This window comes from Mesorhizobium escarrei (assembly GCF_935825525.1).
GTDB classification, from domain to species: Bacteria; Pseudomonadota; Alphaproteobacteria; order Rhizobiales; family Rhizobiaceae; genus Mesorhizobium; species Mesorhizobium escarrei.
Genome location: NZ_CAKXZT010000101.1, coordinates 81,633 through 106,481, shown reverse-complemented (window position 1 = coordinate 106,481; position 24,849 = coordinate 81,633). Strand labels below are relative to the sequence as shown.

Annotated in this window: 23 protein-coding genes and 1 riboswitch; of the genes, 18 read left to right on the top strand and 5 right to left on the bottom strand. The window is 61.8% G+C overall.

Translation table 11 applies throughout. The annotated features are described in order from the left end of the window. Positions 1-70 precede the first annotated feature (70 nt). The 3 genes from NMG80_RS06860 to panB form a co-directional block, all read right to left on the bottom strand. Positions 71-796: a LuxR family transcriptional regulator gene (locus NMG80_RS06860; protein WP_123149099.1), complete on the bottom strand. Its 726-nt coding sequence runs from the start codon at positions 794-796 to the stop codon at positions 71-73. Between the two features lie 110 nt (positions 797-906). After that, positions 907-1,806, bottom strand: coding sequence for a pantoate--beta-alanine ligase (gene panC, locus NMG80_RS06855; protein ID WP_254017425.1), 900 nt, complete (start codon positions 1,804-1,806; stop codon positions 907-909). After that, positions 1,803-2,639, bottom strand: coding sequence for a 3-methyl-2-oxobutanoate hydroxymethyltransferase (gene panB, locus NMG80_RS06850; RefSeq protein WP_254017424.1), 837 nt, complete (start codon positions 2,637-2,639; stop codon positions 1,803-1,805). Before panB ends, panC begins: the two co-directional genes overlap by 4 nt. Before the next feature lie 175 nt (positions 2,640-2,814). Between panB and NMG80_RS06845 the strand changes: the two genes are divergently transcribed. The 10 genes from NMG80_RS06845 (at position 2,815) to NMG80_RS06800 (ending at position 14,434) form a co-directional block, all read left to right on the top strand. Next, positions 2,815-3,777, top strand: coding sequence for an NUDIX hydrolase (locus NMG80_RS06845; RefSeq protein ID WP_123149096.1), 963 nt, complete (start codon positions 2,815-2,817; stop codon positions 3,775-3,777). Between the two features lie 64 nt (positions 3,778-3,841). Then, positions 3,842-4,816, top strand: coding sequence for a quinolinate synthase NadA (gene nadA / locus NMG80_RS06840; protein WP_254017423.1), 975 nt, complete (start codon positions 3,842-3,844; stop codon positions 4,814-4,816). Next, the gene (locus tag NMG80_RS06835; protein ID WP_254017422.1) at positions 4,813-6,360 is read left to right on the top strand and encodes an L-aspartate oxidase; all 1,548 of its coding nucleotides are present in this window, start codon (positions 4,813-4,815) and stop codon (positions 6,358-6,360) included. The genes nadA and NMG80_RS06835 overlap by 4 nt, the downstream gene beginning before the upstream one ends. Further along, on the top strand, positions 6,357-7,244 hold the full coding sequence (nadC, locus tag NMG80_RS06830; RefSeq protein ID WP_254017421.1) for a carboxylating nicotinate-nucleotide diphosphorylase: 888 nt from the start codon (positions 6,357-6,359) through the stop codon (positions 7,242-7,244). The genes NMG80_RS06835 and nadC overlap by 4 nt, the downstream gene beginning before the upstream one ends. Positions 7,245-7,469: 225 nt before the next feature. Next, positions 7,470-8,438 (top strand): biotin synthase BioB, encoded by a 969-nt coding sequence (gene bioB / locus NMG80_RS06825; protein WP_254017464.1) that lies wholly within the window; start codon positions 7,470-7,472, stop codon positions 8,436-8,438. Further along, entirely contained in the window at positions 8,435-9,574 is a 1,140-nt protein-coding gene (locus NMG80_RS06820) for an 8-amino-7-oxononanoate synthase (protein WP_254017420.1), read from the top strand. Before bioB ends, NMG80_RS06820 begins: the two co-directional genes overlap by 4 nt. Next, positions 9,571-10,206 (top strand): dethiobiotin synthase, encoded by a 636-nt coding sequence (bioD, locus tag NMG80_RS06815; RefSeq protein WP_254017419.1) that lies wholly within the window; start codon positions 9,571-9,573, stop codon positions 10,204-10,206. The genes NMG80_RS06820 and bioD overlap by 4 nt, the downstream gene beginning before the upstream one ends. Then, complete coding sequence (locus tag NMG80_RS06810) at positions 10,206-11,471, top strand: adenosylmethionine--8-amino-7-oxononanoate transaminase (protein WP_254017418.1); 1,266 nt, start codon at positions 10,206-10,208, stop codon at positions 11,469-11,471. The genes bioD and NMG80_RS06810 overlap by 1 nt, the downstream gene beginning before the upstream one ends. Further along, positions 11,468-12,451, top strand: coding sequence for a 3-oxopimeloyl-[acyl-carrier-protein] synthase BioZ (gene bioZ, locus NMG80_RS06805; protein ID WP_254017417.1), 984 nt, complete (start codon positions 11,468-11,470; stop codon positions 12,449-12,451). Before NMG80_RS06810 ends, bioZ begins: the two co-directional genes overlap by 4 nt. A 336-nt stretch (positions 12,452-12,787) precedes the next feature. Further along, entirely contained in the window at positions 12,788-14,434 is a 1,647-nt protein-coding gene (locus NMG80_RS06800) for an MFS transporter (RefSeq protein WP_077376298.1), read from the top strand. A gap of 478 nt (positions 14,435-14,912) precedes the next feature. On the opposite strand, the gene NMG80_RS06795 is transcribed toward NMG80_RS06800, so the two are convergent. Next, positions 14,913-16,199, bottom strand: coding sequence for a type II toxin-antitoxin system HipA family toxin (locus NMG80_RS06795; RefSeq protein WP_254017416.1), 1,287 nt, complete (start codon positions 16,197-16,199; stop codon positions 14,913-14,915). Continuing rightward, on the bottom strand, positions 16,196-16,528 hold the full coding sequence (locus tag NMG80_RS06790; protein ID WP_040592899.1) for a helix-turn-helix domain-containing protein: 333 nt from the start codon (positions 16,526-16,528) through the stop codon (positions 16,196-16,198). Before NMG80_RS06790 ends, NMG80_RS06795 begins: the two co-directional genes overlap by 4 nt. Before the next feature lie 922 nt (positions 16,529-17,450). On the opposite strand from NMG80_RS06790, the gene NMG80_RS06785 reads away from it, so the two are divergent. The 8 genes from NMG80_RS06785 to NMG80_RS37760 all read left to right on the top strand — a co-directional run. Beyond that, a complete protein-coding gene (locus NMG80_RS06785) occupies positions 17,451-18,611 on the top strand; it encodes a porin (protein ID WP_254017415.1) in 1,161 nt (386 codons plus the stop codon). Positions 18,612-18,848: 237 nt separating this feature from the next. Further along, a riboswitch (TPP riboswitch) is annotated at positions 18,849-18,965 on the top strand. 103 nt (positions 18,966-19,068) lie between these two features. Then, positions 19,069-20,907, top strand: coding sequence for a phosphomethylpyrimidine synthase ThiC (thiC, locus tag NMG80_RS06780; protein ID WP_254017414.1), 1,839 nt, complete (start codon positions 19,069-19,071; stop codon positions 20,905-20,907). Then, on the top strand, positions 20,904-21,905 hold the full coding sequence (gene thiO, locus NMG80_RS06775) for a glycine oxidase ThiO (protein WP_254017413.1): 1,002 nt from the start codon (positions 20,904-20,906) through the stop codon (positions 21,903-21,905). Before thiC ends, thiO begins: the two co-directional genes overlap by 4 nt. Further along, positions 21,874-22,071, top strand: coding sequence for a sulfur carrier protein ThiS (thiS, locus tag NMG80_RS06770; RefSeq protein WP_254017412.1), 198 nt, complete (start codon positions 21,874-21,876; stop codon positions 22,069-22,071). Before thiO ends, thiS begins: the two co-directional genes overlap by 32 nt. Position 22,072: 1 nt before the next feature. After that, positions 22,073-22,846 (top strand): thiazole synthase, encoded by a 774-nt coding sequence (locus tag NMG80_RS06765; RefSeq protein WP_254017411.1) that lies wholly within the window; start codon positions 22,073-22,075, stop codon positions 22,844-22,846. Further along, complete coding sequence (locus tag NMG80_RS06760) at positions 22,843-23,448, top strand: thiamine phosphate synthase (protein ID WP_254017410.1); 606 nt, start codon at positions 22,843-22,845, stop codon at positions 23,446-23,448. Before NMG80_RS06765 ends, NMG80_RS06760 begins: the two co-directional genes overlap by 4 nt. Further along, the gene (locus NMG80_RS06755; RefSeq protein ID WP_254017409.1) at positions 23,439-24,281 is read left to right on the top strand and encodes a hydroxymethylpyrimidine/phosphomethylpyrimidine kinase; all 843 of its coding nucleotides are present in this window, start codon (positions 23,439-23,441) and stop codon (positions 24,279-24,281) included. The genes NMG80_RS06760 and NMG80_RS06755 overlap by 10 nt, the downstream gene beginning before the upstream one ends. A gap of 183 nt (positions 24,282-24,464) precedes the next feature. Then, a partial coding sequence (locus NMG80_RS37760) for a hypothetical protein (protein ID WP_436798559.1) occupies positions 24,465-24,849 on the top strand: 385 nt, incomplete at its 3' end.

The window sequence follows — 24,849 nt, the reverse complement described above, 5'->3', positions numbered from 1 at the left end:
TCCCGCTATCGAAGAGCAAAGCCGACATTGATGCAGCCTGTAGACCTTTACAGCTTTCCAACAAACGGAGTCAGGATCTCCACTGACGGGAAGCAGTCAGCCGTGCTACGCCCTGGTTTATGGTTCGCACGCCAAGCTTTGCCTTGGCGTTTTCCAGATGGAAGGTCACGGTGCGTTTCGAGACGCCGAGGATCTGGCTGATATCCCAGGCGGACTTACCGCGCGCCGCCCATTTCAGGGATTCGAACTCCCGCGGGGTCAGCGTTATGCCATCCACCACGCAATCTTCGGCGAGCTGGCGCCGGGCATGTATATGAAAGTTGATTGCGACCAGCTGCAATGCTTTTTCGTAGCGAGTGAGTGACCGCAAGAGAGGCGGACGGGACTGGTCGGAAGCGAAGGTCAGCGCCGCAAACCGGCCGCGATGGTCATGCATGGACATGGTCAATCCGCCGCGAATGCCAAAGTGAGCTGCTTTTTCCAGGATTTCTTGCTGCGAGGCCGGCAGACACTGGCGGGGTCGATCCACGCCCCAATCAAAAGTATCCCAGCCTTGCAGCCCGCGCAGGATCACCGGATCATGGCTGTGGTAGCGCAGTTGCAGATAGTGCGATGTCCAGGATGAAGGATAATTTGAAATCAATCGCGGCGTCTGGCCGGAGACCGACGGGTAACTGAAATAGGCGAAGAGCGGAAAGTCGAAGCCGGCTGCGGCGGACGCCATCGCCTCATGGAGGTCGACCGCATCGACGCTTGCAGAGAGTTGCTCGACGAAGTTTTCGAATACGCGATACATCAGCCCTTTGCGCGACCTCCTCGAATGTTGCTCGATGCCAGGGGAAAGCTGGGTCTAAACGACCCCGCATCGATGCGACGCGGACGATTTGGTCGCCATCATCGCCGGCATTACTTTGCTGCTTCCCGGTGAAGCGAACGCCGCGCACCTGGCCGCTTACCAACCGGGGATGTTGAGACGTTATCGATGAGCCGCGTGTCGCCGAGCCAAGCCGCGACAAGCAAGCGTGCTGGTCGGTCAAGCCTTGCTAGCGGCTGCAGGTCTGTTTCGCCGCGAAGTTCCAGGTACTCGACCTCGCGATAGCCTGCCGCCAGAATTGTTGCACGCGCTTCATCAAGCATGGGCAAGACAGGAGAGCCACGCGCAAGCCGCTCAGCCGTGTCGAGCAAGACCGAAGCCAGCTTTGGGGCAATGGCGCGTTCTGCTGGCGAGAGCCGGCTATTGCGCGACGATAGTGCAAGACCATCGGTTTCGCGGACTGTCGGACATGCGACCACGGTGATCGGGAGGTCAAGGTCCCGGACCAAGCGCCTGACAAGCTGAAGCTGCTGGAAATCCTTTTCGCCAAAGAAGGCGAAGTCAGCGCCGGTCTGCAGGAAGAGCTTGGCCACGACCGTCGCCACGCCATCGAAATGGCCGGGCCGGAAGGCGCCGCACAGGCCCTCGCTGAGAGTGGACACCGAAACGGCCGTGGCGAAGCCCGCTGGATAAATCTCGTCTGCATCCGGCACATACAGCAGATGTGCGCCTGTCGGCACGAGCTTGGCAGCATCTTCGTTTTCCGTCCGGGGATAGGCGGCAAGGTCGGCGGCACTGTTGAACTGCTTGGGATTGACGAACAGCGTCACGACTACCCGCTCGGCCTTCTGAAGCGCGGCACGCACGAGGCTCAGATGGCCTTCATGCAAGGCTCCCATGGTCGGCACAACGGCGATACGGGTGCCTGAGCGACGCCATCCCGCGGCAACAGCGCGGAGCTCGGCAACGGTTCGAACGATCGGCACGCTCATGTGACGCCTCCGGCCTTCGTCTCGTTGGCGTAGAGATGTTCGGCCGCCGGAAAGCGGCGTTCCCTCACGTCGGCGGCGTAAGCCGCAATCGCCGCATCGGCCTGGTCGCCTAGTTCGGCGTAGCGCTTGACGAATTTCGGCCGGAAAGAGCTGAAAAGCCCGAGCATATCGTCGCTCACCAGAATCTGACCGTCGCAGGCGAGCGAGGCGCCGATGCCGATGGTTGGGACGGCGATCTCCGCAGTGATGCGCTTTGCGAGGGGCTCGGGCACTTTCTCCAGCACCACGGAAAAGGCGCCGGCCTCCGTGACCGCACCGGCATCGCGCCTGATGCGCTCGGCATCGTCTCCCCGCCCCTGGACGCGGTAGCCACCGAAAGTATTGACCGACTGCGGCGTTAAGCCGACATGGGCCATGACAGGCACGCCGCGGGCGCCGAGGAAGCGAATGGTCTCGGCCATTTTCTCACCGCCTTCGAGCTTCACAGCTGCACAACCGGTCTGCGCCATCAGGCGCGCAGCGTTGCGGAAGGCCTGCTCGGGGCTCTCTTCATAAGAACCGAATGGCAGGTCTACGACCATCAATGATCGCACCAGACCGCGGCGCACCGCTTGGCCGTGCATGATCATCATGTCGAGAGTGACGCCCAGCGTCGACGAGAGGCCGTGCAGTACCATGCCGACGCTGTCGCCAACGAGAACGATGTCGCAGTGTCGATCAACCAATCTGGCGATCGGCGTAGTATATGCCGTCAGGCAGACGAGTGGAGTCTGGCCTTTCCGCATTCGAATATCCGGCGGTGTCATCGCCTTTGTCTCACCAGTTGCGCTCAACCCACGCATCCTTCCCTTGCGTTACCCGCCGCGGGTGTCGCGTTTGGCATATTTTTGTGCGAGTGCGAAGAGCTAAAAAAGACGTGCAGCTGTGCGGTGTTGACGTTCGTGCAGCAACGCTTAAATTCAATCGATTCAGTCACCCTGAATTTGGGGCCAACTCACTTTCGCGAACATGGACCATCAGGCAAAAGGAACCAGAAAAGGCAGAGCCGCGCTCAAGGCCGACGAAGCAAAAGTGGACCTGATCGCCGTTGTCGTCGCCGTAAACGACAGTGAACCCTGTCTTCTCACCATCGGGAACGCGGACACCCTTCCGTCCGGACCATATGCGCTAGAGCATCGATCGCTGCAATCCGGTCTGAGGGGTTGGGTGGAGCAACAGACCGGCCACCCGCTGGGGTACATCGAGCAGCTCTACACCTTCGCCGATCGGGACCGCATAGGGGCCGAGCGCCAGGAACGCGCCATCTCAATCAGCTATCTCGCACTCACTCGGAAGGAACAGGCAACGGGCTCCGCTAATTGCGGGTGGCGGAGTTGGTACGAGTATTTTCCCTGGGAGGATCATCGCTCCGGCACGCCGGTGGTGCTCGATATTTTACGTCCACGCCTGATTGAGTGGGCTGAGGGCGCCAGCGACGCCACCACGCGACGCGAACGCCGGCAGCGCGCCGCGATTGCCTTCGGTTTCGACGACCGCAATTGGAACGAGGAACTCACGCTCCAACGCTACGAGTTGCTTTACGAATCTGCCCTGATCGAAGAGGCTGGTGGCGGGCGGGACGTCGCGCCTGCGGCGGTATCTGGCAAGGCAATGATCGCTGACCATCGACGAATCCTGGCGACCGGCATTGCGCGGCTACGTTCAAAGATCAAGTACCGGCCGGTGGTGTTCGAGCTCATGAGGCCGTCCTTCACACTGCTTCAGCTGCAGCGGACCGTGGAGGCGCTCGCCGGGAGGCTCATCAACAAGCCGAACTTCCGAAGACTTGTTGAGCAGCAAGAGCTGGTCGAGGAAACTGGCGAGACCTCCCTCGAGACGGGCGGACGGCCGGCAAAGCTTTATCGGTTCCGCCATGCCGTCCTCGACGACAGGGCTGTGGCCGGGACAAAATTGCCGCTCGCGCGGGCTTGACATACTTATAGTCAAGGTAGACATATTCCCCTTATTGTCAGATCGAATATAATCGGAGGCGCTGATGACTGGGGCGTTACCTACGGCTGCGTCCCTGTACGAGCGCGTCAGGCGGGTGATCCCGCCAGTCGAATGGCCGGCCTTCACCAACGACATTGAGGCCATCCTCGCGCTGAAGCGCGATCGCAATGCGGTCATCCTTGCGCACAACTACCAAACGCCGGAGATCTTCCATTGCGTAGCCGACATTGTCGGCGACAGCCTCGCACTGGCCCGCAAGGCGGCTACGGTCGAGGCGCAAATCATCGTGGTTGCCGGCGTGCATTTCATGGCCGAGACCGCCAAGCTGCTCAATCCGAACAAGACCGTCCTCATCCCGGATCTCAGCGCCGGTTGCTCGCTGGCCGACTCGATCACGGCAGAAGACGTGCGGCTCATGCGGCAGCGCTATCCGGGGGTCCCGGTCGTCACCTACGTCAACACTTCGGCGGCCGTAAAAGCGGAGTCGGACATCTGCTGCACCTCGGGCAACGCCAGGGCGGTGGTGGAATCGCTCGGCGTGCCGCGTGTGATTATGGTGCCCGATGAATATCTGGCGATAAACGTGGCGGCGGAGACGGAGGTCGAGATCATCGCCTGGAAGGGCCACTGCGAAGTGCATGAGCGCTTCACATCGGCCGACATCCGGGAACTGCGCGATGCGCATCCAGGGGTCATCGTGCTCGCCCATCCGGAATGCCCGCCAGAGATTGTAGCAGAGGCGGAATTCTCCGGCTCGACTGCGGCCATGTTGGATTATGTCGAGCGGGAGAAACCGCCGCGCGTAGTCCTGCTAACGGAATGTTCGATGAGCGACAATGTCGCGGTCGCGCATCCCGAGGTCGAGTTCGTCCGCCCCTGCAATCTCTGTCCGCACATGAAGCGCATCACGCTGGCTAACATTCGCGTCGCACTCGAGGAGAACCGGCATGAGGTTCGGATCGATCCCGGGATTGCAGGGCGCGCGCGCCGCTCGGTCGAGCGTATGCTTTCCATATGAGCCTCGACGTTCATGACATCGGCGGGGCGCCGGTCATCATCGGCGCCGGTGTGGCAGGCCTGATGACGGCGCTTCATCTGGCGCCGGAACCGGTTGTGCTTCTGTCCAATGCGGGGCTGGGAACCGGAGCCTGCAGCGAGCTCGCCCAAGGCGGTCTTGCGGCAAGTGTCGGCGGCGAGGACAGTCCCGAACTTCATCTTTGTGACACCCTCGCGGCCGGCGACGGCCTCTGCGACGTGACGACGGTGCGGCGAACGGTCCGAGCTGCACCTGAAGCGATCAGGACTCTAGAGCGCTTCGGTGTCGCATTCGACCGACGCGCTGACGGCGCGTTGCGGCTCGGGCTTGAGGCGGCGCACTCGCAGCGGCGGATCGTGCATGCGGCGGGCGATGCCACCGGTCGCGAGCTGGTCCGCGCGCTGATCGCCGCGGCACGGCGCACAGCCTCCATCACTATCCTGGAAAACGTGGAGGCCCGCCGGCTTGTCGTGGAAGACGGGGCGATTATCGCCGTGGTCGCGGCCGGGTGCACGGGCGCAATCGCCTTGCCAACGCGCCGCGCGGTCCTGGCGACCGGCGGCATCGGCGGCTTGTTTAGCGATACGACAAACCCGCCTGGCTCATGTGGACAGGGGCTCGCGCTCGCCGCCTGTGCCGGGGCGGAGTTCGCCGACCTGGAATTCGTGCAGTTCCACCCGACCGCCCTCGAGGGTCCGCGGCGGCCGATGCCGCTGGTGAGCGAAGCGGTGCGCGGCGAGGGTGCTGTGCTCGTCGACGAGCATGGAGAGCGTTTCCTCGCTGAAACCCCCGGGGGCGAGCTTGCGCCTCGCGACGTGGTTGCGCGCGCAGTTTGGCACCAGCTCGCTGCCGGACGCCGTGTGTTCCTGGACGCAAGGCAATGTCTCGGCCTCAGATTTGACAAGCGCTTTCCGGCGATCGCCGATTTGTGCCGCCAGGCCGGCATCGATCCCGCGACCGACCCGATCCCGGTGCGCCCGGCGGCACATTATCACATGGGCGGTGTTGCTGTAGACGCTGCCGGCCGCAGCTCCATCGAGGGATTGTGGGCATGTGGCGAGGTCGCATGCACCGGTCTGCACGGCGCGAACCGACTCGCCAGCAACTCGCTTATCGAAGCGGCGGTCACAGCGAGCTGGGTTGCTGAAAGCGTCGCCGACGTATCACACACCCGGCGACCGCGCGTGTGTTCCGCATTCGTGCCTCGACGGCCAGACGCCTCCGGCATCCGCCCAATCGTCTCGGCCGCGCTCGGCATCATCCGCGATGGCGAGACGCTACGCGACGGGGTGGCGACCCTGTTGCCGATTGCAGCTCACGACGGCGCTGCCTCCGACCCCGCCTTGGTCGCGCTGATGATCGCCATTGCGGCCCTGCGGCGCGAAGAGAGCCGCGGATCGCACTGTCGTTCCGATTTCCCCGGACGCGATGCAGATGCGCGCCAGTCACGGCTGACACTGCCCAGCGCAATACAGACCGCCGTCGCACTCAGCTGGCGGGCGCCGATGCGGAGCACCCTGACATGAATTCGTTCTCACCCCTTCCCTCAACCCTGATCGAGCCGATCGTGCGCGGTGCTCTTCTCGAAGACCTGGGCAGATGCGGTGATCTGACCAGCGACGCCGTGATCCCGCGTGATCGCACGGCCACCTTGGTGCTCAAGTCGCGACAGTCGGGGATCGTTGCCGGGCTCGATCTGGCCGCCTTCGCCTTCATGCTCGTCGAGCCTGCGATCGACATGCAAATCTGGCGAGGTGACGGCAGCGATGTCGCGGCGGGCGAGACTATCGCCAAGCTGTGCGGACCGGCGCGAGGCCTGCTCACGGCCGAGCGCACGGCGCTCAATTTTCTGTGCCGCCTGAGCGGCATCGCCACTGCCACGGCGACGATGGTCGAGGCCGTGCGTGGCCACAAGGCGAAGATCGTGTGCACGCGAAAAACGACGCCCGGCCTGCGCGCCTTGGAGAAATATGCGGTACGCGTCGGCGGCGGCGCCAATCACCGCTTCGGGCTCGACGACGCCGTGCTGATCAAGGACAACCACATCGCGATCGCCGGCGACATTCGCACGGCAATAGAGCGGGCACGCGCCGCCGCAGGCCACATGGTGAAGATCGAGGTCGAGGTCGACACGCTGGAGCAGCTCGATGCAGCGCTCACGCTGGCCGTCGACGCAGTGCTGCTCGACAATATGTCGGTTGAGGACCTTGCCCGCGCCGTGGCAATCGTCAGTGGCCGCGCCATCACCGAGGCTTCCGGTCGGGTGACGCCGAAAACTGCTCCGTCGATTGCTGCGACGGGGGTCGACCTCATCTCAGTCGGATGGCTGACACACAGCGCCCCTATCCTCGACATCGGCCTGGATATGCCGGCGCATCGGCGCGCGCTTGAACTGATGGAGATGGAATGAAAAGCATTCCCCCCTCCGCTGGACCGCGCCGACGCAGGAGCTGCTCCATGCGAGCCTGCATCTTTGTGCGGCGCACCCTCCAACTGGTTCAGCCTCATCGGGCTGATCGACGATCGTAGCGAACCCGAGGAGGGTCGACAGACTCCTGCACGCGCTGTCGGACGAGCGACAAAGCTTTTGACGACGACGATTGGAACGAACTCGGAGTGCGACGTGAAGCAAGCCATGCAATCGATCGAGGGGGCACTATCCCGATGGAACCGCAAAGAGGCCGAGGCTATCCACGGGATGCCGTTCAACGACCTGCTCTTCCTGGCTCAGACAATCCACCGCCAGAACTTCGATCGCAACCGGGTGCAGCTGTCGCGGCTGCTCAGCATCAAGACCGGCGGATGCCCGGAGGATTGCGGCTATTGCAGCCAGTCTACACATTACGAAACCGGCCTGAAGGCGTCCAAGCTGATGGAGGTGGAGCGTGTCATTGCCGAAGCGATCAAGGCGCGGGACGCCGGCGCCACCCGCTATTGCATGGGCGCCGCATGGCGCAGTCCGAAGGAACGCGACATGGGCTCCGTGGTCGCCATGATCGAGGGCGTGAAGGCGCTCGGCATGGAGACCTGCATGACGCTCGGAATGCTGGACCTCAGTCAGGCGCAGCGCCTGAAGGCGGCCGGTCTCGACTACTACAACCACAACATCGACACGTCCGAGCGCTATTATGGCGAGGTTGTTTCAACCAGGACCTTTGCCGACCGGCTGGAAACACTTGGGCACGTGCGCGAGGTCGGCATGAAGGTCTGCTGCGGCGGCATTGTCGGGATGGGAGAGGAAAAGGCCGATCGCATCGACATGCTGGTCACACTCGCGAACCTGCCCGAGCCGCCGGAAAGCGTGCCGATCAACATGCTCATCCCCATCGAAGGCACGCCGCTTGCCGAGGCCGAGCCCATCGATCCGATCGATTTCGTCCGCACCATTGCGCTCGCCCGCATCATGATGCCGAAGTCCTATGTAAGGCTCTCCGCCGGCAGGACGGCGATGAGCGACGAAACGCAGGCGCTGTGCTTCTTTGCCGGCGCCAATTCGATCTTTGTCGGCGACATGCTGCTGACGGCGGACAATCCCGGCGAGGACAAGGATAATCGTCTATTTAGACGTCTCGGCATTGAGCCGATGCCACGCGAGGCAAGATGAACGAGCCGCCGCTTGCCCGCTATGAAGCAACCCTGCAGGGTCTGGCACGCAAGGGCCGGCTGCGGACACTGGCGCCGCGCGCCGGGCTCGACTTCTCGTCCAACGATTATCTCGGGCTTGCTGCGTCGAAGAGACTTGGCGATGCAGTCGCGGCGGCGATCGAGGGGGGCACCCCGGTCGGCGCTACCGGATCGCGGCTCCTGCGCGGCAACGCGCCGGAGCATGGGGCATTGGAGGCAGATGCGGCGGCGTTCTTCGGGGCCGAACGGGCGCTGTTCTTCGGCAGCGGCTACATCGCCAACTTCGCCCTGCTGAGCGCCCTGCCGCAGAAGGGCGACCTGCTGATCCTCGACGAACTCGCGCATGCCAGCATGCATGAAGGGGCGCGGGCTGGACGCGCCGAGTTCAGGCCGGCCACGCACAACGACATAGATGCTTTTGAGGACGCGATCAGGCGCTGGCGCGCCGAAGGCGGCATGGGACGCGTCTGGATCGCGGTCGAAAGCCTCTACAGCATGGATGGCGATTACGCGCCGATGGAGAGTCTGGTCGCGCTTGCCGACCGGTACGAGGCATTCCTCGTCGTCGACGAGGCGCATGCCACCGGCGTCTGGGGACCGGACGGCCGGGGGCTGGCCGCCGCGTTCGAGGGCCGCGACAACATCGTTGCGCTGCATACATGTGGCAAGGCGCTTGGCGCCTCCGGAGCGCTTGTCACCGGTCCGCAAACGCTGTGCGATTACCTCATCAACCGGTGTCGGCCATTCATCTACGCCACTGCGCCGTCGCCGCTGATGGCGGTCGCGGCGCGCGAAGCGCTCGCAATCCTGGTCGACGAGCCGATGCGCCGCGTTCAGCTGCATGAGTACGTTGCCTTCGCGGGCCGCCAACTGGCCGAGCGCTGTGGCGTGGCGCGCAGCGGCTCGCAGATCCAGCCACTTGTCATTGGCGACGCCAGTCGCACCATGGTGATGGCGGCGGCACTGCAGGCCCGCGGCTTCGACATACGCGGCATTCGCCCGCCGACCGTGCCGGAGGGCACGTCGCGGCTGCGCATTTCGCTGACGCTGAATGTCGGCAAGGCTGACATTTCGGCCATGGTCGAGACGCTCGTCGAGGTGTTGGGCACGGCATGACCACGCGTATCGTCGTCACCGGAACAGACACCGGAATAGGGAAGACCGTGTTTTCGGCTGGGCTGGCCGGGCTGCTCGACGGCTTTTACTGGAAGCCGGTGCAATCGGGTCTCGATGAGGAGACCGACAGTGAGGCGGTTGAACGGCTCGCCGGCCTGCCGTCAGGGCGCGTGCTGCCGGAAGCTCACCGCTTGAAGAGCCCGCTGTCGCCGCATCGTTCAGCCGAAATTGACGGCGTCTCGATTGAGGCTGCCGATCTTGCATTTCCGGTCCTGCCGACACCGCTCGTCATCGAAGGCGCTGGCGGACTGATGGTGCCGATCAACCGACAGACAAGATTCATTGACATCTTCGCTGAATGGCGGCTGCCGGTCATTCTGTGCGCCCGCACCGAGCTCGGTACGATCAACCACACTCTGCTGTCGATCGAAGCCCTGCGGGCTCGCTCCATCCCGCTGATCGGCATCGCCTTCATCGGCGAAGAGGTAGCCGATACGCAAAGGACAATCACCGAATTCGGCGCGGTGCGTCAGCTCGGCAGGCTGCCACACCTCGTTCCGTTGACGCGCGAAACTCTGCGGAAGGCGATGTTTGCCGGCTTCGACCTCGCCAAGATTGCCGGAGGCGATTGATGTCGCGGTCGCCGGTCTGGCATCCATTCACCCAGCACGCGATCGAGCCGGCCATGCCGTCCGTTGTCCGCACGGAAGGGGCTTGGCTAGAGACGAATGACGGAAGGCATATCCTCGATGCAATCTCTTCCTGGTGGGTGGTCACCCATGGGCACCGCCATTCACGGATCATGGAAGCAATCCGGAATGCGACTGAGATGCTCGACCAGGTGATCTTCGCCGGTCTCACCCATCAGCCGGCAGAGCAATTGGCCTCGGCGCTGATCGAAATAGTGCCGGCAGGCCTCGACTGGGTCTTCTATTCCGACAGTGGATCCACGTCCGTCGAAGTCGCGCTGAAGATGGCGCTCGGCTATTACCGCAACATCGGCGCGCCGCGTTCGCGCATCGTCGTCATGGAACACAGCTATCATGGCGACACGATCGGCACGATGAGCGTCGGAGCCCGCGGCGTGTTCAACGCCGCCTACGAACCCCTGCTGTTCGAGGTCGACACCATTCCGTTTCCGGCCGCAGGGCGCGAGCAGGAAACGCTGGATAGATTCGAGGCTTTCTCTCGCGACCGCCGCGCCGCCGCGCTGATCGTCGAGCCGCTGGTGCTCGGCGCCGGCGGCATGCTGATGTATCCGGCCTGGGTTCTCACCGAATTGAAGAAGATCACTGAGGCCTCCGGTACGCTCTTGATCGCCGACGAAGTGATGACCGGCTGGGGGCGCACCGGAACCATGTTCGCCTGCGAACAAGCATCGATCTCTCCTGATATCCTTTGTACCTCGAAAGGTTTGACCGGTGGCACCATCCCGCTGGCGGCCACACTCGCGACCGATGCCATCTTCCAGGCCCATTACTCCGAAGATCGGCAGAAGACCTTTTTCCACTCGAGCTCCTACACCGCCAATCCGATCGCTTGCGCGGCAGCACTCGCCAATGTCGAGATCTGGCGGGACGAGCCGGTGGCCGAGCGGATTGCGGCCTTGAGCGCCGGGCAGGCCGTCGGGCTTCGACGCTTTCGCAACAATGCCAACTTCACAGATTGCCGGGCGACCGGCACGATCGCAGCTCTCGATCTGCGCGCCGGCTCGGCCGGCTATCTGGCCGAGATCGGACCAAAGCTGCGCGCTTTCTTCCTCGAACGCGGCCTGCTCGTGCGCCCGCTCGGTAATGTGCTCTATGTTCTGCCGCCCTATTGCATCACCGGAGAGGAACTCGACCGGCTCTATGACGCCATCGAGGAGGCCGGCGAACGCTTCGGTCCGAGCGCATGAGCAGATCGTCGCGCTTTCTCGGGTTTGGCGATCATGCGCCGGCCCGAAAGGTGGAGAACCAGGAAATCGAGACCCGTCTTGGACTCGAACCCGGCTGGATCGAGCAGCGCACCGGAATTCGCTCGCGCTTTTGGGCAACCGACCAGGATACGCTGTCCGGCCTTGCCGCGCACGCCGGCGACATGGCACTGGCGAATTCCGGCCTCGACCGTGGCGACGTCGGCCTGCTGTTACTCGCCACCTCGACGCCCGATCACCTTCTGCCGCCCAGCGCGCCGCTGGTAGCACATCGCCTGGGCTTAGGCCGCGCCGGTGCGGTTGACCTCACAGGCGCCTGCGCCGGCTTTATCTATGCCCTGATGTTTGCCGACGGATTCACCCGCCTCCATGGCAAAGCGACCTTGGTCATCGCCGCCAACATCCTCAGTCGCCGCATCAATCCAGTCGAGCGCGCAAGCGCGGTGCTGTTTGCCGATGCCGCCGGCGCCGTGGTGATTGCCCCGTGCGAAGAGCCGGATCGAGGCATTCTCGGCGCCGCGTTGGCTTCGGACGGCTCGCGCTACGGGCTGATCCAGATTCCCGCCGGAGGAAGCAACACACCGTTCCACGGCGGCATGGACCTCGGGCAGACCCGCATGACGATCGCCAACGGCCGCGAAGTGTTCGCCAAGGCCGTGGAGATGATGTCTCGCTGCTCGCAGGACGCGCTCTCTGCTGCCCGAATGGGATCGCAAGACATCGACCGGTTCGTGCCACACCAGGCCAATGTCCGCATTTTCGATGTGGTCGGGAGGAACCTCGGAATAGCGGATCAAGCGATCGTCAAGACGATCGCCGAGTACGGCAACTCTTCCGCCGCGACCATCCCGCTCTCGCTCTCGCTTTCGCATCGGGCGCAGCCGTTTCGGCAGGGCGAAAAGGTTCTCCTTGCGGCGGCGGGTGCCGGTCTCACCGGAGGCGCCCTCATCCTCGGAATTTAGCGGTACGACGGCCATGCACAGGATTTGTCACGAATGACACTAGCAAAACGGGCCCAATGCGAAAAAATGGTCGCCGGCAAGCTGCATGGGCGCTGGTTCGGTGACGCGAGAGCGAAAACCCTGCAGACGATTTTCTCGAGCAGGACGATCGGCAAGGCTACTTTGCTGGCGAGGAGTGGTTGGCGCCAGTCTAGGAGAGCGGAGGTATCCAACTCCTCATTGCGATGCAGTCATCCTAATCGATATGTCCGCCCTTCTGATCCATTGGTCAACATCGTAACGGCAGTAGTGGCAGCCGTGAATTGAATAACCGGCCCCTCGAAGGCATCAACCGTCATGCAGTCCGAAAAAAACGCTCATCTGCCTGTCTCAACAACGCTGGCTCCATTTCGGAACCCGGTGTTTCGCTCGATCTGGACGGCCACACAAATATCCAGCCTCGGGTGGCTCGTGCAAACGGTCGCCATCAGTTGGCTGATGGCCACGATTTCCGCTTCGGATCTGATGGTTGCACTCGTGCAGGCCGCATCCACGTTGCCGGTATTCTTCCTCTCAATTCTTGCCGGAGCCATCGCCGACAACTTCAGCCGCCGATGGGTGATGTTTGCGGGGCACTGCCTGATAGCATTGGCATCAACGACGCTGATGATTTCTGTCGGTCTGGGATTTGCCGGTCCCTGGCTAATTCTCGGACTAGGTTTCCTGGCCGGCTGCGGCTTTGCCTTGAATGATCCGGCCTGGCACGCTTCTGTTGGTGATATCCTTCACAAGCGCGACATCCCGGCTGCGGTGACGCTTATGTCCGTCGGATACAACATTGTGCGCAGCGTTGGTCCGGCTTTGGGTGGCGTAATCTTGGCATTCTTTGGACCGCTGGCCGCTTTCGCCTTGGCAGCTCTGAGTGATCTGGCGCCTCTAAGCGCAATATGGCGCACTAGATGGAATGTTCGCACTTCACCTCTCCCTCGTGAGCGAATGACGATGGCAATTCATGACGGAGTGCGCTTCACGGTATTGTCCTTGGAGATCAGGGCAGCGATTGCCCGTGCAACCTTTTTCGGGCTGGCAAGCATCTCCATCCTTGCGCTACTCCCACTAGTCGTCCGGGATCAGCTGAAAAGCGGCCCAATCGTCTACGGCATCTTGCTGGCCGGCTTCGGCATGGGTGCTTTCGTCGCGGGCATGAGCAATAGCTTTCTAAGGCGGATCACGTCTCAAAACAGGCTGGTATCGTTCGCCTCTGTTGCTTGTGCAGCATGTTGCCTTTCCCTTGCACTCACATCATCGGTCGCCGTGGCGGCCATTTCGCTGGCAGTTGGAGGCGCGGGCTGGCTTATCACCTGGACGGGCATCGACGTGTCGGTGCAGCTGGCAAGCCCAAGGTGGGTCGTCGGCCGCACACTGTCGATATACTACGCCCTGAGCGCAGGGGGTATGGCGGCCGGCAGCTGGATCTGGGGTACTGTCGCACAGGACTACTCCTTAGCCTGGGCTCTTGAGGGCGCCGCAGGCGCTCTGTTGCTGGTTGCAGCTGCGGGGATACTGTTGCCGGTCCGTCCATGGGAAGAAACGGATCAGGAAAGTTCGGATTTTCACCCCCCGGAGCTGGCACTCGAGTTGAAGCCCAGGAGTGGCCCCATAGTCGTGAAGGTCGAGTATCTTATAGCCGAAGAGAATATCGAGACCTTTCTGGGCTACATGCGCGCAAGGCGCCATGTTCAGAGCCGTGCCGGTGCGCGAAACTGGACACTCCAGCGAAATCTTCAAACGCCTTCGATTTGGACAGAGACATTCCGCACGCCAACCTGGATGGACTTTCTTCGCCTGAATCATCGGCTCACGGCAGCGGACAAGGACGTCGGCCAGCGTCTCCTGGCACTGCATGATGGAGAGCGTCCTCCGCACACAGTGCTTTCGATCGAACGAACGACTGAGGCAGCTCGTACCCGTGCCTCGACAATCTTTTCTCGTCCTCCGAGGTGACGTGATCACGAAAGCGATCGCATCGCGCATTGGGATCTGCCGCGCCGGTCGACTGAAGCAGCGCGAAGGCCGCATCGCCAGTACGCGGAGCCTATGCGTCCGGCGCTCTCTCGCGAATACCTATGCCGCCGCGGGGCTCGAGGCCGGGGGCAGGAACGGTCCGTTCCGGGCCATCGTCGATGCGGCGCGCGACGGCAAGACGGAGGGCATGGGTTTCGAGCGCTGGTGGTCGCGCCTGCGCACAAGCCGATCAGCAGCACGTTCGACGTGCGCTTCAGCAGCGCTGTGCGGCTCAGAGACTGGCAGAGCCGGATTTGACGCGCTACCGGCTGGCGCTGGGCCAGCCAGAACCAGGCCTGTTCGAGGACGGCGGTGGCGCTCGACCTTTCGGCGCCGGACATGGAATCAGGGCGGGGGGAAGCCGCCTTGACGCCCTTGCAGGACGCCATCTCAACCGCGAACGACAAGCTTTCAGGGATCATTGCTGCGCCCTTTGGGCGGCTTGCCGTTCCCGATGTTCGAACGCGTCGGTGAAGCTATCGAGTTCTTGGGGGGTCATCCCAAGCGCCCGCCCCTCCTCACGCCATGAGGCAACCGCCTTTTCGACGTCTGCGAGTATCGTCTTCGCTCGATCGCTCCTGATCCGGAAATAAGCGATTACTGACATCAGTGCGTCCACAGTCGCTTCGGGCCCAGTTTCCTCGGATATCCAGGTTTTCAGCTCTCGCACACGCTCAGGGAATGGGTTGATGTCGAATGCAGGCGCCAGGCGCCATTGCCCGCGATGCACATGGAGAAAGCCGTGATTGTGGAGGTGGTCATCGACATTGGTGATAAGAATCGAGAACGCGATGCGCCGCCAAAGCTCTTCGATGTTGGCCGCTGGCTGGCTGCCGTGCTGGCGAAGCACATCCACGAGTTCAGTATAGCTATGCTCGCCAGCATCCGCTGCCTCTGCGCCGATCATCGTGGCGGCCGAGATATACATGAGTCGATTGCCATTCGGGGTTCTATCGAAGCGACGGATGAGCGCGACAGGAGCGCCGTCGCTGTCGAGCAGACGTGTCTCAGCAGTATCTACGCCGGCTTTTCTGGCCAAATTCATGGCGAGCACTTCGCCTTTTGTGACAGCCCGATCATCGGCAACGCTCGGAAACTTACCGATAGCGAGGCGTCCGTCGTCGTCGACGACAGAACACTTCGGACGAAGGCCCCCAAGGGACGTGCCACGTCCACGCAAATAGGCGAGGTCCGTTGCCGTCTCGGTGTTCGTCTCGACCGCCTGTGTCGCTGCGAGGAGTTGACCGATTTCAATGAGCGGCGGCGTGGTGCGTCGACCCTCCTCGGTCGTTCTTTTGTAACGCCCTTCTTCGTCCTGCAACCGGAGCGCACCAACGCGGCTCATGTCGTCCACTGCCAAGAGGTAATCCATCGCGTTCAGAGGCCGCGTTTCGGCGACATTTCCCGCCCGGCGCGCCTCTTGGCGACGCTTGGCGTGGTCGCGCTGGATGACACGCCGGCCCCATCCGTCCGGCTCCGTGTCGGCGATCGCGTTGTGGAACACGGACCCGTCGCCGGTCTTTCGATGGAATTGGGGGCCTGAGACGAGTGGCAGACCGGGTTCGATCGAGAAGCCTTCCGCTGCTCTCAGCCAACCTGCATGATATTCAAAGGCAGCGCTCTCGCGCGCACCCTGCTGATCATAGCGCAACGTGCCCAGTGGCGTCGCTTCCTCGCCAATGTGAACAGCAATAGAACGTCTCATATTGCACCCGGTGGCTTCCTGACCCTTACCCTTTTGGGCAAACGTTCGGCGTCGAGGAGCAGGCCTTGCTCATCGCGATGCGCGTCGACGATCTGCGTCAAAGCCTCATCAAAGCCCAGAACAAAAAAGGTCATGGCGTAGGCCCCCATAGCGACGGTCGGGTCTCCTTTTTCGATCTTCAGATAGGTGCTCTTTGCGACACCCAATCGTTCCGCCATCATCATGATCGTCAGGCTGCGCTTCTTACGGGCGAGCGCAATGTCGGCGCCGAGCTTGCCAAGCGCCCTCTTGACTCTGGGAGGCAATGTATCTGTCACTGTTGAGCGCATTTTTGTCTCATAAAAACGACCTTAACTGATTTTAGGGCGTTTATATAAGCCATAAACCGTGATCTGTCGAGAGTTGGCCTGTTTGACCGAATCGAACAAGGCGGTGGCGCTGAAACCCAACCACGCCAATCTCGTGAGCATGCATCCATGCGATCCGCAATGGGCGCAAGGTGAGTCGCACAGGGATGTGAACGATGCGCCGCTGCAAAACGGAACGGGCCATGCTTGGCACGATCCAGATGTACGCTGCAGCGGGGCTCCCGCCTGACGTACCGGGCGGCGGCGCCGCATGCCGTCTCGACCCGAGCTTCACAGCAAACAGATGCTGTCGGTATCGAACGAAAGTGTCACATATCGAACATACGAACCGTGTCCCAAACGTCTGCTTCGTGCTTAGCTTGACCCCCAAAAAGCAAAAAAAAAGAGAGCGCGACGAAGTGCGCCGGCCAATTTTAGTGTCAGCGCGGAGCTACCTATTCAGGATGGCACGTCGCTTGCTGCTCCGCATCGAACGCCGACGGCCAACCCACAAATAATGGAGATGAATATTGGCTCAGAAGTGCTGAATCCCCGATGCAACTGAAAGAGTTTGACTGACAGCTGTGTGGAAGCGCAGCAAGGCAATAGGCGTTTTGCCTTTTCTTTAAGCCTGACGCATGTCGAATCTCACCTCCTTCGGACAGTTGATGACCAAACACAGTTGTTTTTCAATAAGTCATACAGTTGAAGGAGTGCGATTAAGCAAAATTACAAGTATCACTCGGCGTACTCTTAAAGTAGATCGGAACTCCTCGAGTCAACTTGGTATCGCGCATTCCTTAGGTACGAAGGAGGAGCGCGATGCACATGTTTTTGCTCCTCGGATAGGCCACGGGTTCGCTCTTCGACGCTTCCGCCGTTAACCTTTGAATGGAGATCCAGAATGAACGTAAGCAGCCTTCTTCTCGGCTCAGTTGCGGCGCTGATCTCCGTTTCCGTCGCTCGCGCGGCGGACGAAGACTCCGCGCCGGGCCCGACCGAATACGTCAAGATCTGCGACGTCTACGGTTCGGGCTACTTCCATATCCCCGACACCGAGATCTGCCTGCGCATCGGCGGCTACATCCGTTACGACGTCGGCGTCCGCGATGTCCGATCGTATGACGGGACAAGAAACTCCGATGTGAGAACTGGCGAGGCTCAGGGCACCTGGCGAGACAACACGCGTTTCACGTTCAAAACTTGGACGCGCCAGGAGACCGAACTCGGCGCACTGAAGACCTATACTGAAACCCGCGTGAACTTCGGCAACCGCAACGCTTATCCGGGTCCGGACAGTCCTCACAAGTATAACTTCAACAGCGGCGTCAAGTTGACTTCCGCCTGGATCCAGCTTGGTGGCCTCCGAGTTGGTAAGGACGAGTCGGCCTTCGACACGTTAATAGGCTACGCCGGGAACGTCCTCAATAACGTACTCGTTCCGTACGGCGACTTCGATACCAACGTGGCTCAGTATTACTTCGATGCCGATAATGGCTTTTCGGCTCTGGTTTCACTTGAACAAGGGTCGGGTGTAGTCGGTACTATCGACAGCCATGTTCCGCACATCGTCTTCGGCGTGAAACAGACGCAGGGCTGGGGCGCGATCACCGGCGTAATCGCTCGTGACAGCGACTACGAAGCTTTGGCCGGCAAGTTCCGAGTGGATGTCAATGTCACAGATGACCTGTCGCTATTCGGAATGTTCGGCTACGGCTCCATTGGCAATCTCAACGATGACCCGACCAACGCGGTCGCCGCTCACGGTCGCGGCTTCTACAAAATTTGGAGCGGCAACTGGGCTTTTTGGGCGGGCGCCACTTACACGTTAAACGAGAAAGCTTCGTTCAACCTTCAGGTCTCGGGTGATCAGCTTAGGAACTCTGGTCTGGCTGCAAACGTCGCCTATATGGTCGTTCCAGGTTTCACAGTCACAGCCGAAGTCGACTATGCCCACTACGGCAACTTCGGCGTCGGCACGCTCGACCGTTCCGGCGTGAACTGGACTCACCTCGGCAAAAAGAACAGCCTCGGCGGCATACTCCGATTCCAAAGCTCATTTTAGCGGAATCGAAGCTGCATCTCGGGTGGGCTGTAAAGCGGACCCAATCCCGCAAACGCTTGAGGACACATCACGTCAATCGCAATGACGTGTGGGTGCAAGTCGTCGGTAATCATCCAAGACCGCCGGTGTAAGTCATTTGGTATGGCATCCACAAACGGATGCTGCCAACTAGGCGATTGCTGCTTTCGGCCGGACCCGAATGCGCTTGACAAAACGGAGCCGGCCCGTTCAACCTGAGGCATTCACCAGGGGAGTCCCGGCAAGGGGCTGAGATACTGCTGGCTTTCGCGGCGCAGTGACCCGTTGAACCTGATCCAGTTCATACTGGCGTAGGGACGGTGCAAGCGCTTTGCGGGAGTTTACGCCCGAGGTCCTGTTTCGGCAGGTCAACAGAAGCGTCTTTTCATCCTTCCGGCACAGAACTGGGTCTCCAATGCACGAGCAAAGGAGCCTCAAGATGAATGCCCTCACCCCCGCCGTTTCGACGGGACCACTGCCCGCCTCACGGAAGATCCACAAGTCCGGCGTCCTCCATCCGCACATCAAAGTGCCGATGCGCGAAATCTCCGTCCATCCGACAGCCGGGGAGCCACCCGTCACCGTCTACGATCCGTCAGGCCCCTATACGGACCCTGCTGTCGAAACCAGCATCGAAAAGGGCCTTGCCCGGCTTCGTCACGAATGGATCACAGCGCGCAGCGATGTCGAGGCCTATGACGGACGCCATGTCCGGCCGGAGGACAACGGATTCGCGACGGGCGAGCGCCTGACGCCAGAATTTCCCATTCGCAACCGGCCGCTCAGGGCCAAGCAGGGCAAGGCGGTGACCCAGCTTGCCTATGCGCGCGCCGGCATCATCACGCCAGAAATGGAGTTCGTCGCCATCCGCGAAAACCTTGGTCGCGAGATCCTGCGCGGCAAGCTTGACCGCGACGGCGAAGCCTTCGGCGCGGCGATCCCCGATTTCGTCACACCGGAGTTCGTGCGCGAGGAGGTGGCGCGCGGACGGGCGATCATTCCCGCCAACATCAATCATCCCGAGAGCGAGCCGATGATCATCGGCCGCAATTTCCTGGTGAAAATCAACGCCAATATCGGCAACTCGGCGGTCACCTCCTCCATGGCCGAAGAGGTCGAAAAAATGGTGTGGGCGATCCGCTGGGGCGCCGACACGGTGATGGACCTGTCAACCGGCCGCAACATCCATAACATCCGGGACTGGATCGTGCGCAACGCGCCGGTGCCGATCGGCACGGTGCCGCTTTACCAGGCGCTTGAGAAGGTCAGCGGCATCGCCGAGGACCTGACCTGGGAGGTGTACCGCGACACGCTGATCGAACAGGCCGAGCAGGGCGTCGACTATTTCACCATCCATGCCGGCGTGCGGCTGCACTACATTCCACTGACCGTCGACCGAGTCACGGGCATAGTCTCGCGCGGTGGCTCGATCATGGCCAAATGGTGCCTGCACCATCACCGGGAAAGCTTCCTTTACGAGCATTTCGCAGAAATCTGCGACATCTGCCGCGCCTATGACGTGTCGTTCTCGCTCGGCGACGGCCTTCGACCCGGTTCTATCGCCGACGCCAATGATGCTGCGCAATTCGCCGAACTGGAAACGCTGGGCGAGCTGACGAAGATCGCCTGGGCGAAGGATTGCCAGGTAATGATCGAGGGGCCCGGCCACGTGCCGATGCACAAGATCAAGCAGAACATGGACAAGCAGCTCGATGTCTGCGGTGAGGCGCCCTTCTATACGCTTGGGCCGCTTACCACCGACATCGCGCCGGGCTACGACCACATCACCTCCGGCATCGGCGCGGCGATGATCGGCTGGTTCGGCACTGCCATGCTCTGCTACGTCACGCCCAAGGAGCATCTTGGCCTTCCCGATCGCAACGACGTCAAGACCGGCGTGATTACCTACAAGATCGCCGCCCATGCCGCCGACCTGGCGAAGGGTCATCCGGCTGCAAAGGTCAGGGATGATGCCCTTTCCCGGGCGCGTTTCGAGTTCCGCTGGGAGGACCAATTCAACCTGTCGCTCGATCCCGGAACAGCGCGGTCCTTCCACGATCAGACCTTGCCCAAGGAGGCGCACAAGCTGGCGCATTTCTGCTCGATGTGCGGACCGAAATTCTGCTCCATGCGCATTTCCCATGACATCCGCGCCGAAGCGCAGAAGGAGGGCATGGCGGCGATGGCGGCGAAGTACCGCGAGGGCGGTGACCTCTACGTGCCGGCGGACGAGACCGGCGCAGCGCTTACGCCTTTGCAGGCGCATGAGCGATCATGAGGGTGCTGGTCAAAGGGGCCGGCGTCGCCGGCCTCACCGCAGCTTTCGAGCTCGCCACGCGCGGCGCGGCTGTGACCGTTGCCGAGACAAGGCACAGCCTTGGCGGAAATGCGTCATGGTTCGCCGGCGGCATGCTGGCGCCCTGGTGCGAGCGCGAAAGCGCCGAGCAGTCCGTGCTCGATCTCGGACGCAACGCCGCGGACTGGTGGGATGCGGCAACGCCTGACCAGGTGACACGGGCAGGAACACTGGTCGTGGCAGCGCCGCGCGATGCGGGCGAGCTCGACCGGTTTGCCAGCCGCACGTCGGGTCATCGGCGTGTTGATGAAGATGAAATCGCGTTGCTGGAGCCCGACCTCGCCGGCCGCTTCCGTCGTGGATTACTCTTCCCCGACGAAGCCCATCTCGACCCGCGCCAGGCGATGGCGGCACTTCATGACAGACTAGCAGCGATGGGCGTCGAATTCCGCTTCGGCGCCGACGCCCGGCTTGCCTCCGGTTTCGATCGCCGGATCGACTGCACGGGTATGGCCGCCGTAGACGACCGACTGCGCGGCGTTCGCGGCGAAATGCTGATCCTGCGCACGCCCGATGTGTCGCTGTCGCGCCCGGTCCGGCTGCTTCATCCGCGCTTTCCGCTCTACCTGGTACCGCGCACTGACCACCATTTCATGGCCGGCGCGACGATGATCGAGAGCCAGTCCGCTGGACGGGTCACGGCGCGTTCCATGATGGAGCTTTTGGGCGCGACCTATACCCTCCATCCGGCCTTTGGCGAGGCCGAGATCGTTGAAACCGGTGTCGGCGTCCGCCCAGCCTTTCCCGACAATCTGCCGCGTGTCGAAGCACGCGAAAGCACCGTCGCGATCAACGGGCTTTATCGCCATGGCTTTCTAATCGCGCCCGCCATGGCGCGTCAGGCGGCCGAACTCGTCTTCAGTCACGACAAACCCCTGGAGCCCGCCAATGAAACTGATCGTCAACGGCCAAGCGCTTGAGATTGACGCCTCAACGCTGGCCGAACTACTTGCCGCGCTCGACTATGAAGGCGATTGGCTGGCGACGGCCGTCAACAGCGACCTCGTGCACAAAACGAAGCGGGCGGAGTTCCAGTTGAGCGACGGCGACCGGATCGAAATCCTCTCACCGATGGCGGGAGGCTAGCATGTTCGAGCTTCTCGGGACGACGCTTCCCTCTCGGCTGTTTCTCGGCACGGCTCAATATCCCTCGCCCGCCATCCTTGCCGATGCGGTCCAGGCATCGGGCACCTCGGTGGTGACCGTGTCCCTGCGGCGTGAGATGGCCGGCGGCAGGGACGGCGAAAAGTTCTGGTCGTTGATCCGCTCGCTTGGCACAAGAATCCTGCCCAACACGGCCGGCTGCCACTCCGTCAAGGAAGCGGTCACGACCGCGAAAATGGCGCGCGAGGTGTTTGGGACGAGCTGGATCAAGCTCGAAGTGATCGGCAACCATGACACTCTGCAGCCTGATGTGTTCGGCCTGGTCGAAGCTGCGCGCATCCTGTGCGACGACGGCTTTGCAGTATTTCCTTATACCACCGACGACCTTGTCGTCGCCGAGCGGCTGCTGGAAGCGGGCTGTCAGACCCTCATGCCTTGGTGCGCGCCGATAGGTTCGGCCCTCGGGCCAGTCAACCTCACGGCGCTGCGCTCGATGCGCAAACATTTCCCCGACGTTCCCATGATCGTGGATGCCGGGCTCGGACGGCCGTCGCACGCTGCCACCGTCATGGAGCTCGGCTTTGACGCCGTGCTCCTGAATACGGCGGTCGCCAGGGCAGCCGATCCAGTCGGCATGGCGCGCGCATTCGGCAAGGCAGTCGATGCCGGCCGTGAAGCCTTCCTGTCGGGGATGCTCGAACCGCGCGACGTCGCGGTGCCATCGACGCCGACCATCGGCAGAGCAGTTTTTTCATGAAGCTCGATCCCTTCTACCTGATCGTCGACAGCGCCGCCTGGATCGAACGATTGGCGCCGCTCGGCGTGAAGCTGGTTCAGCTTCGCATCAAAAGCAAGAATGAGACCGGGTTGCGCGCGGAGATCCGCAAGTCGAAGGGCTTTTGTGCCCAACACAAATGCCAGCTCATCGTCAACGATCATTGGCGCCTGGCAATCGAGGAAGGCTGCGATTTCGTGCATCTCGGCCAGGAGGATCTGCAAACCGCCGACCTCTCGAGGATACGGGCAGCCGGCGTGAGGCTTGGATTGAGCACGCATGATCGTGTCGAGCTGGAAACGGCCATGTTTGCCGAGCCCGACTATGTTGCGCTCGGTCCGATCTATCCCACCATCCTGAAGAAGATGAAGTGGATGCCGCAAGGGCTAGAGCGGATCAGCGAGTGGAACCGGCGAGTGGCGCCGATCCCATTGGTCGCTATTGGCGGCCTCAACCCTGACCGCCTCAACGGCGTCTTTGAGGCCGGCGCCAACAGCGCGGCAGTGGTCACGGACATCACGTTGAGCTCCGATCCCGAAACGCGCACGCGAGAGTGGATCGAAAAGACGGACCGATGGCGATGAGACGAGAACCGCATGTGCTTGTCATAGGCGGATCGGATTCCAGCGGGGGTGCTGGAATAGCACGCGACATCGAGACGATCTCTGCCATTGGCGTGCGCACCTGTCTCGCAGTCACAGCGCTGACGGTGCAAACGCACGACATCGTAATGGAAATCCATCATTCGCCACCCAGCTTGGTGGCCGATCAGATGTGTGCCGCGCTGCAGGCCAACGAAGTGGCCACGATCAAGATCGGCATGCTCGGAACAGCCGAGACCATCGTTACCGTTGCGGTGGTGCTGCGTGAAAATCCGCAAGTGCCGGCAGTTCTCGACCCTGTGCTGGCCTCCACCTCAGGCCGCGCACTTCTGGAAGCAGGCGCTATCGCTGCCATGAAGCGCGATCTGATGCCGCTTTGCTGCATTGTCACGCCCAACCTCCCTGAACTGGCGCTCCTTACTGGCTCCGAACTGGCGGTGGATGAGGACGAAGTGCTCCAACAAGGACAAAGATTGCTGGCCGCCTGCCCTCAAGCCCTGCTGATCAAGGGTGGGCATGCGTCGGGACCCCGATCGACCGATATTCTGTTACGCTCCGGTCATGAACCCATCCGCTTCGAAGCACCGCGCGTTGCCACATCGATGCGCGGAACAGGTTGCATGCTGGCCAGCGCGATTGCGGCGCATCTGGCGAAGGCGAAGCCGCTCGAAGACAGCGTGAGCGAAGGCAAGCGGCTTGTTTTCGAGAGGCTGCAAGAAAGCAGTCACGTGACAGCGGCTCACTCCAATGTGCACCAGGATTCGGTTGACCTAGTCAGTATCCCTGGGCGTTACCGAGGTGGGCGTGTGGGGTGATCACCTTCAACCGAGCGCTGTCGATCTCGTTTTCAGATTGACAGGTTTGCCCCCGTGCCCCGGCGACCTCGGCGATCGTGGCAAGCCGGCGAAGCATATCTGCTGTATACCAGAACACTTCAACGCCACTGCTCTCCGGTGATCATGGAGCTTACGTGAACTACTATCATTCGGATCTTTCTGGTGGAGGAAGTCCTCGTCGGCGACGGCATGGTCGTCATCCAGCGACGCCATCTCGTCCCACCCACCCTTCCGGGTGGAATGGCACCGACGCCGCAGATTGTTCAGTGCCGCTCCTCCACCTCAAACTTATCTTTTGTGTTCAGGGAGCCACGGCGCCTGGGTTGGCTGATGAACACCGTCCGTTCGCGCATGTGGGGTCGAATTAAATCTCGGCGAAGAGGAGGCAGGCTCATCATCCAACAGTCGCCGGAGTTCCGCTGGGTCGAATGCCGTCATTGGTGGGGAGGCGGGTTCATCATTCAACAGCTGCCGGAATTCCACTGGGTCGAACGCCATCATTGGTGGGGAGGCAGGCTCATCATCCAACAGTCGCCGAAGTTCCGCT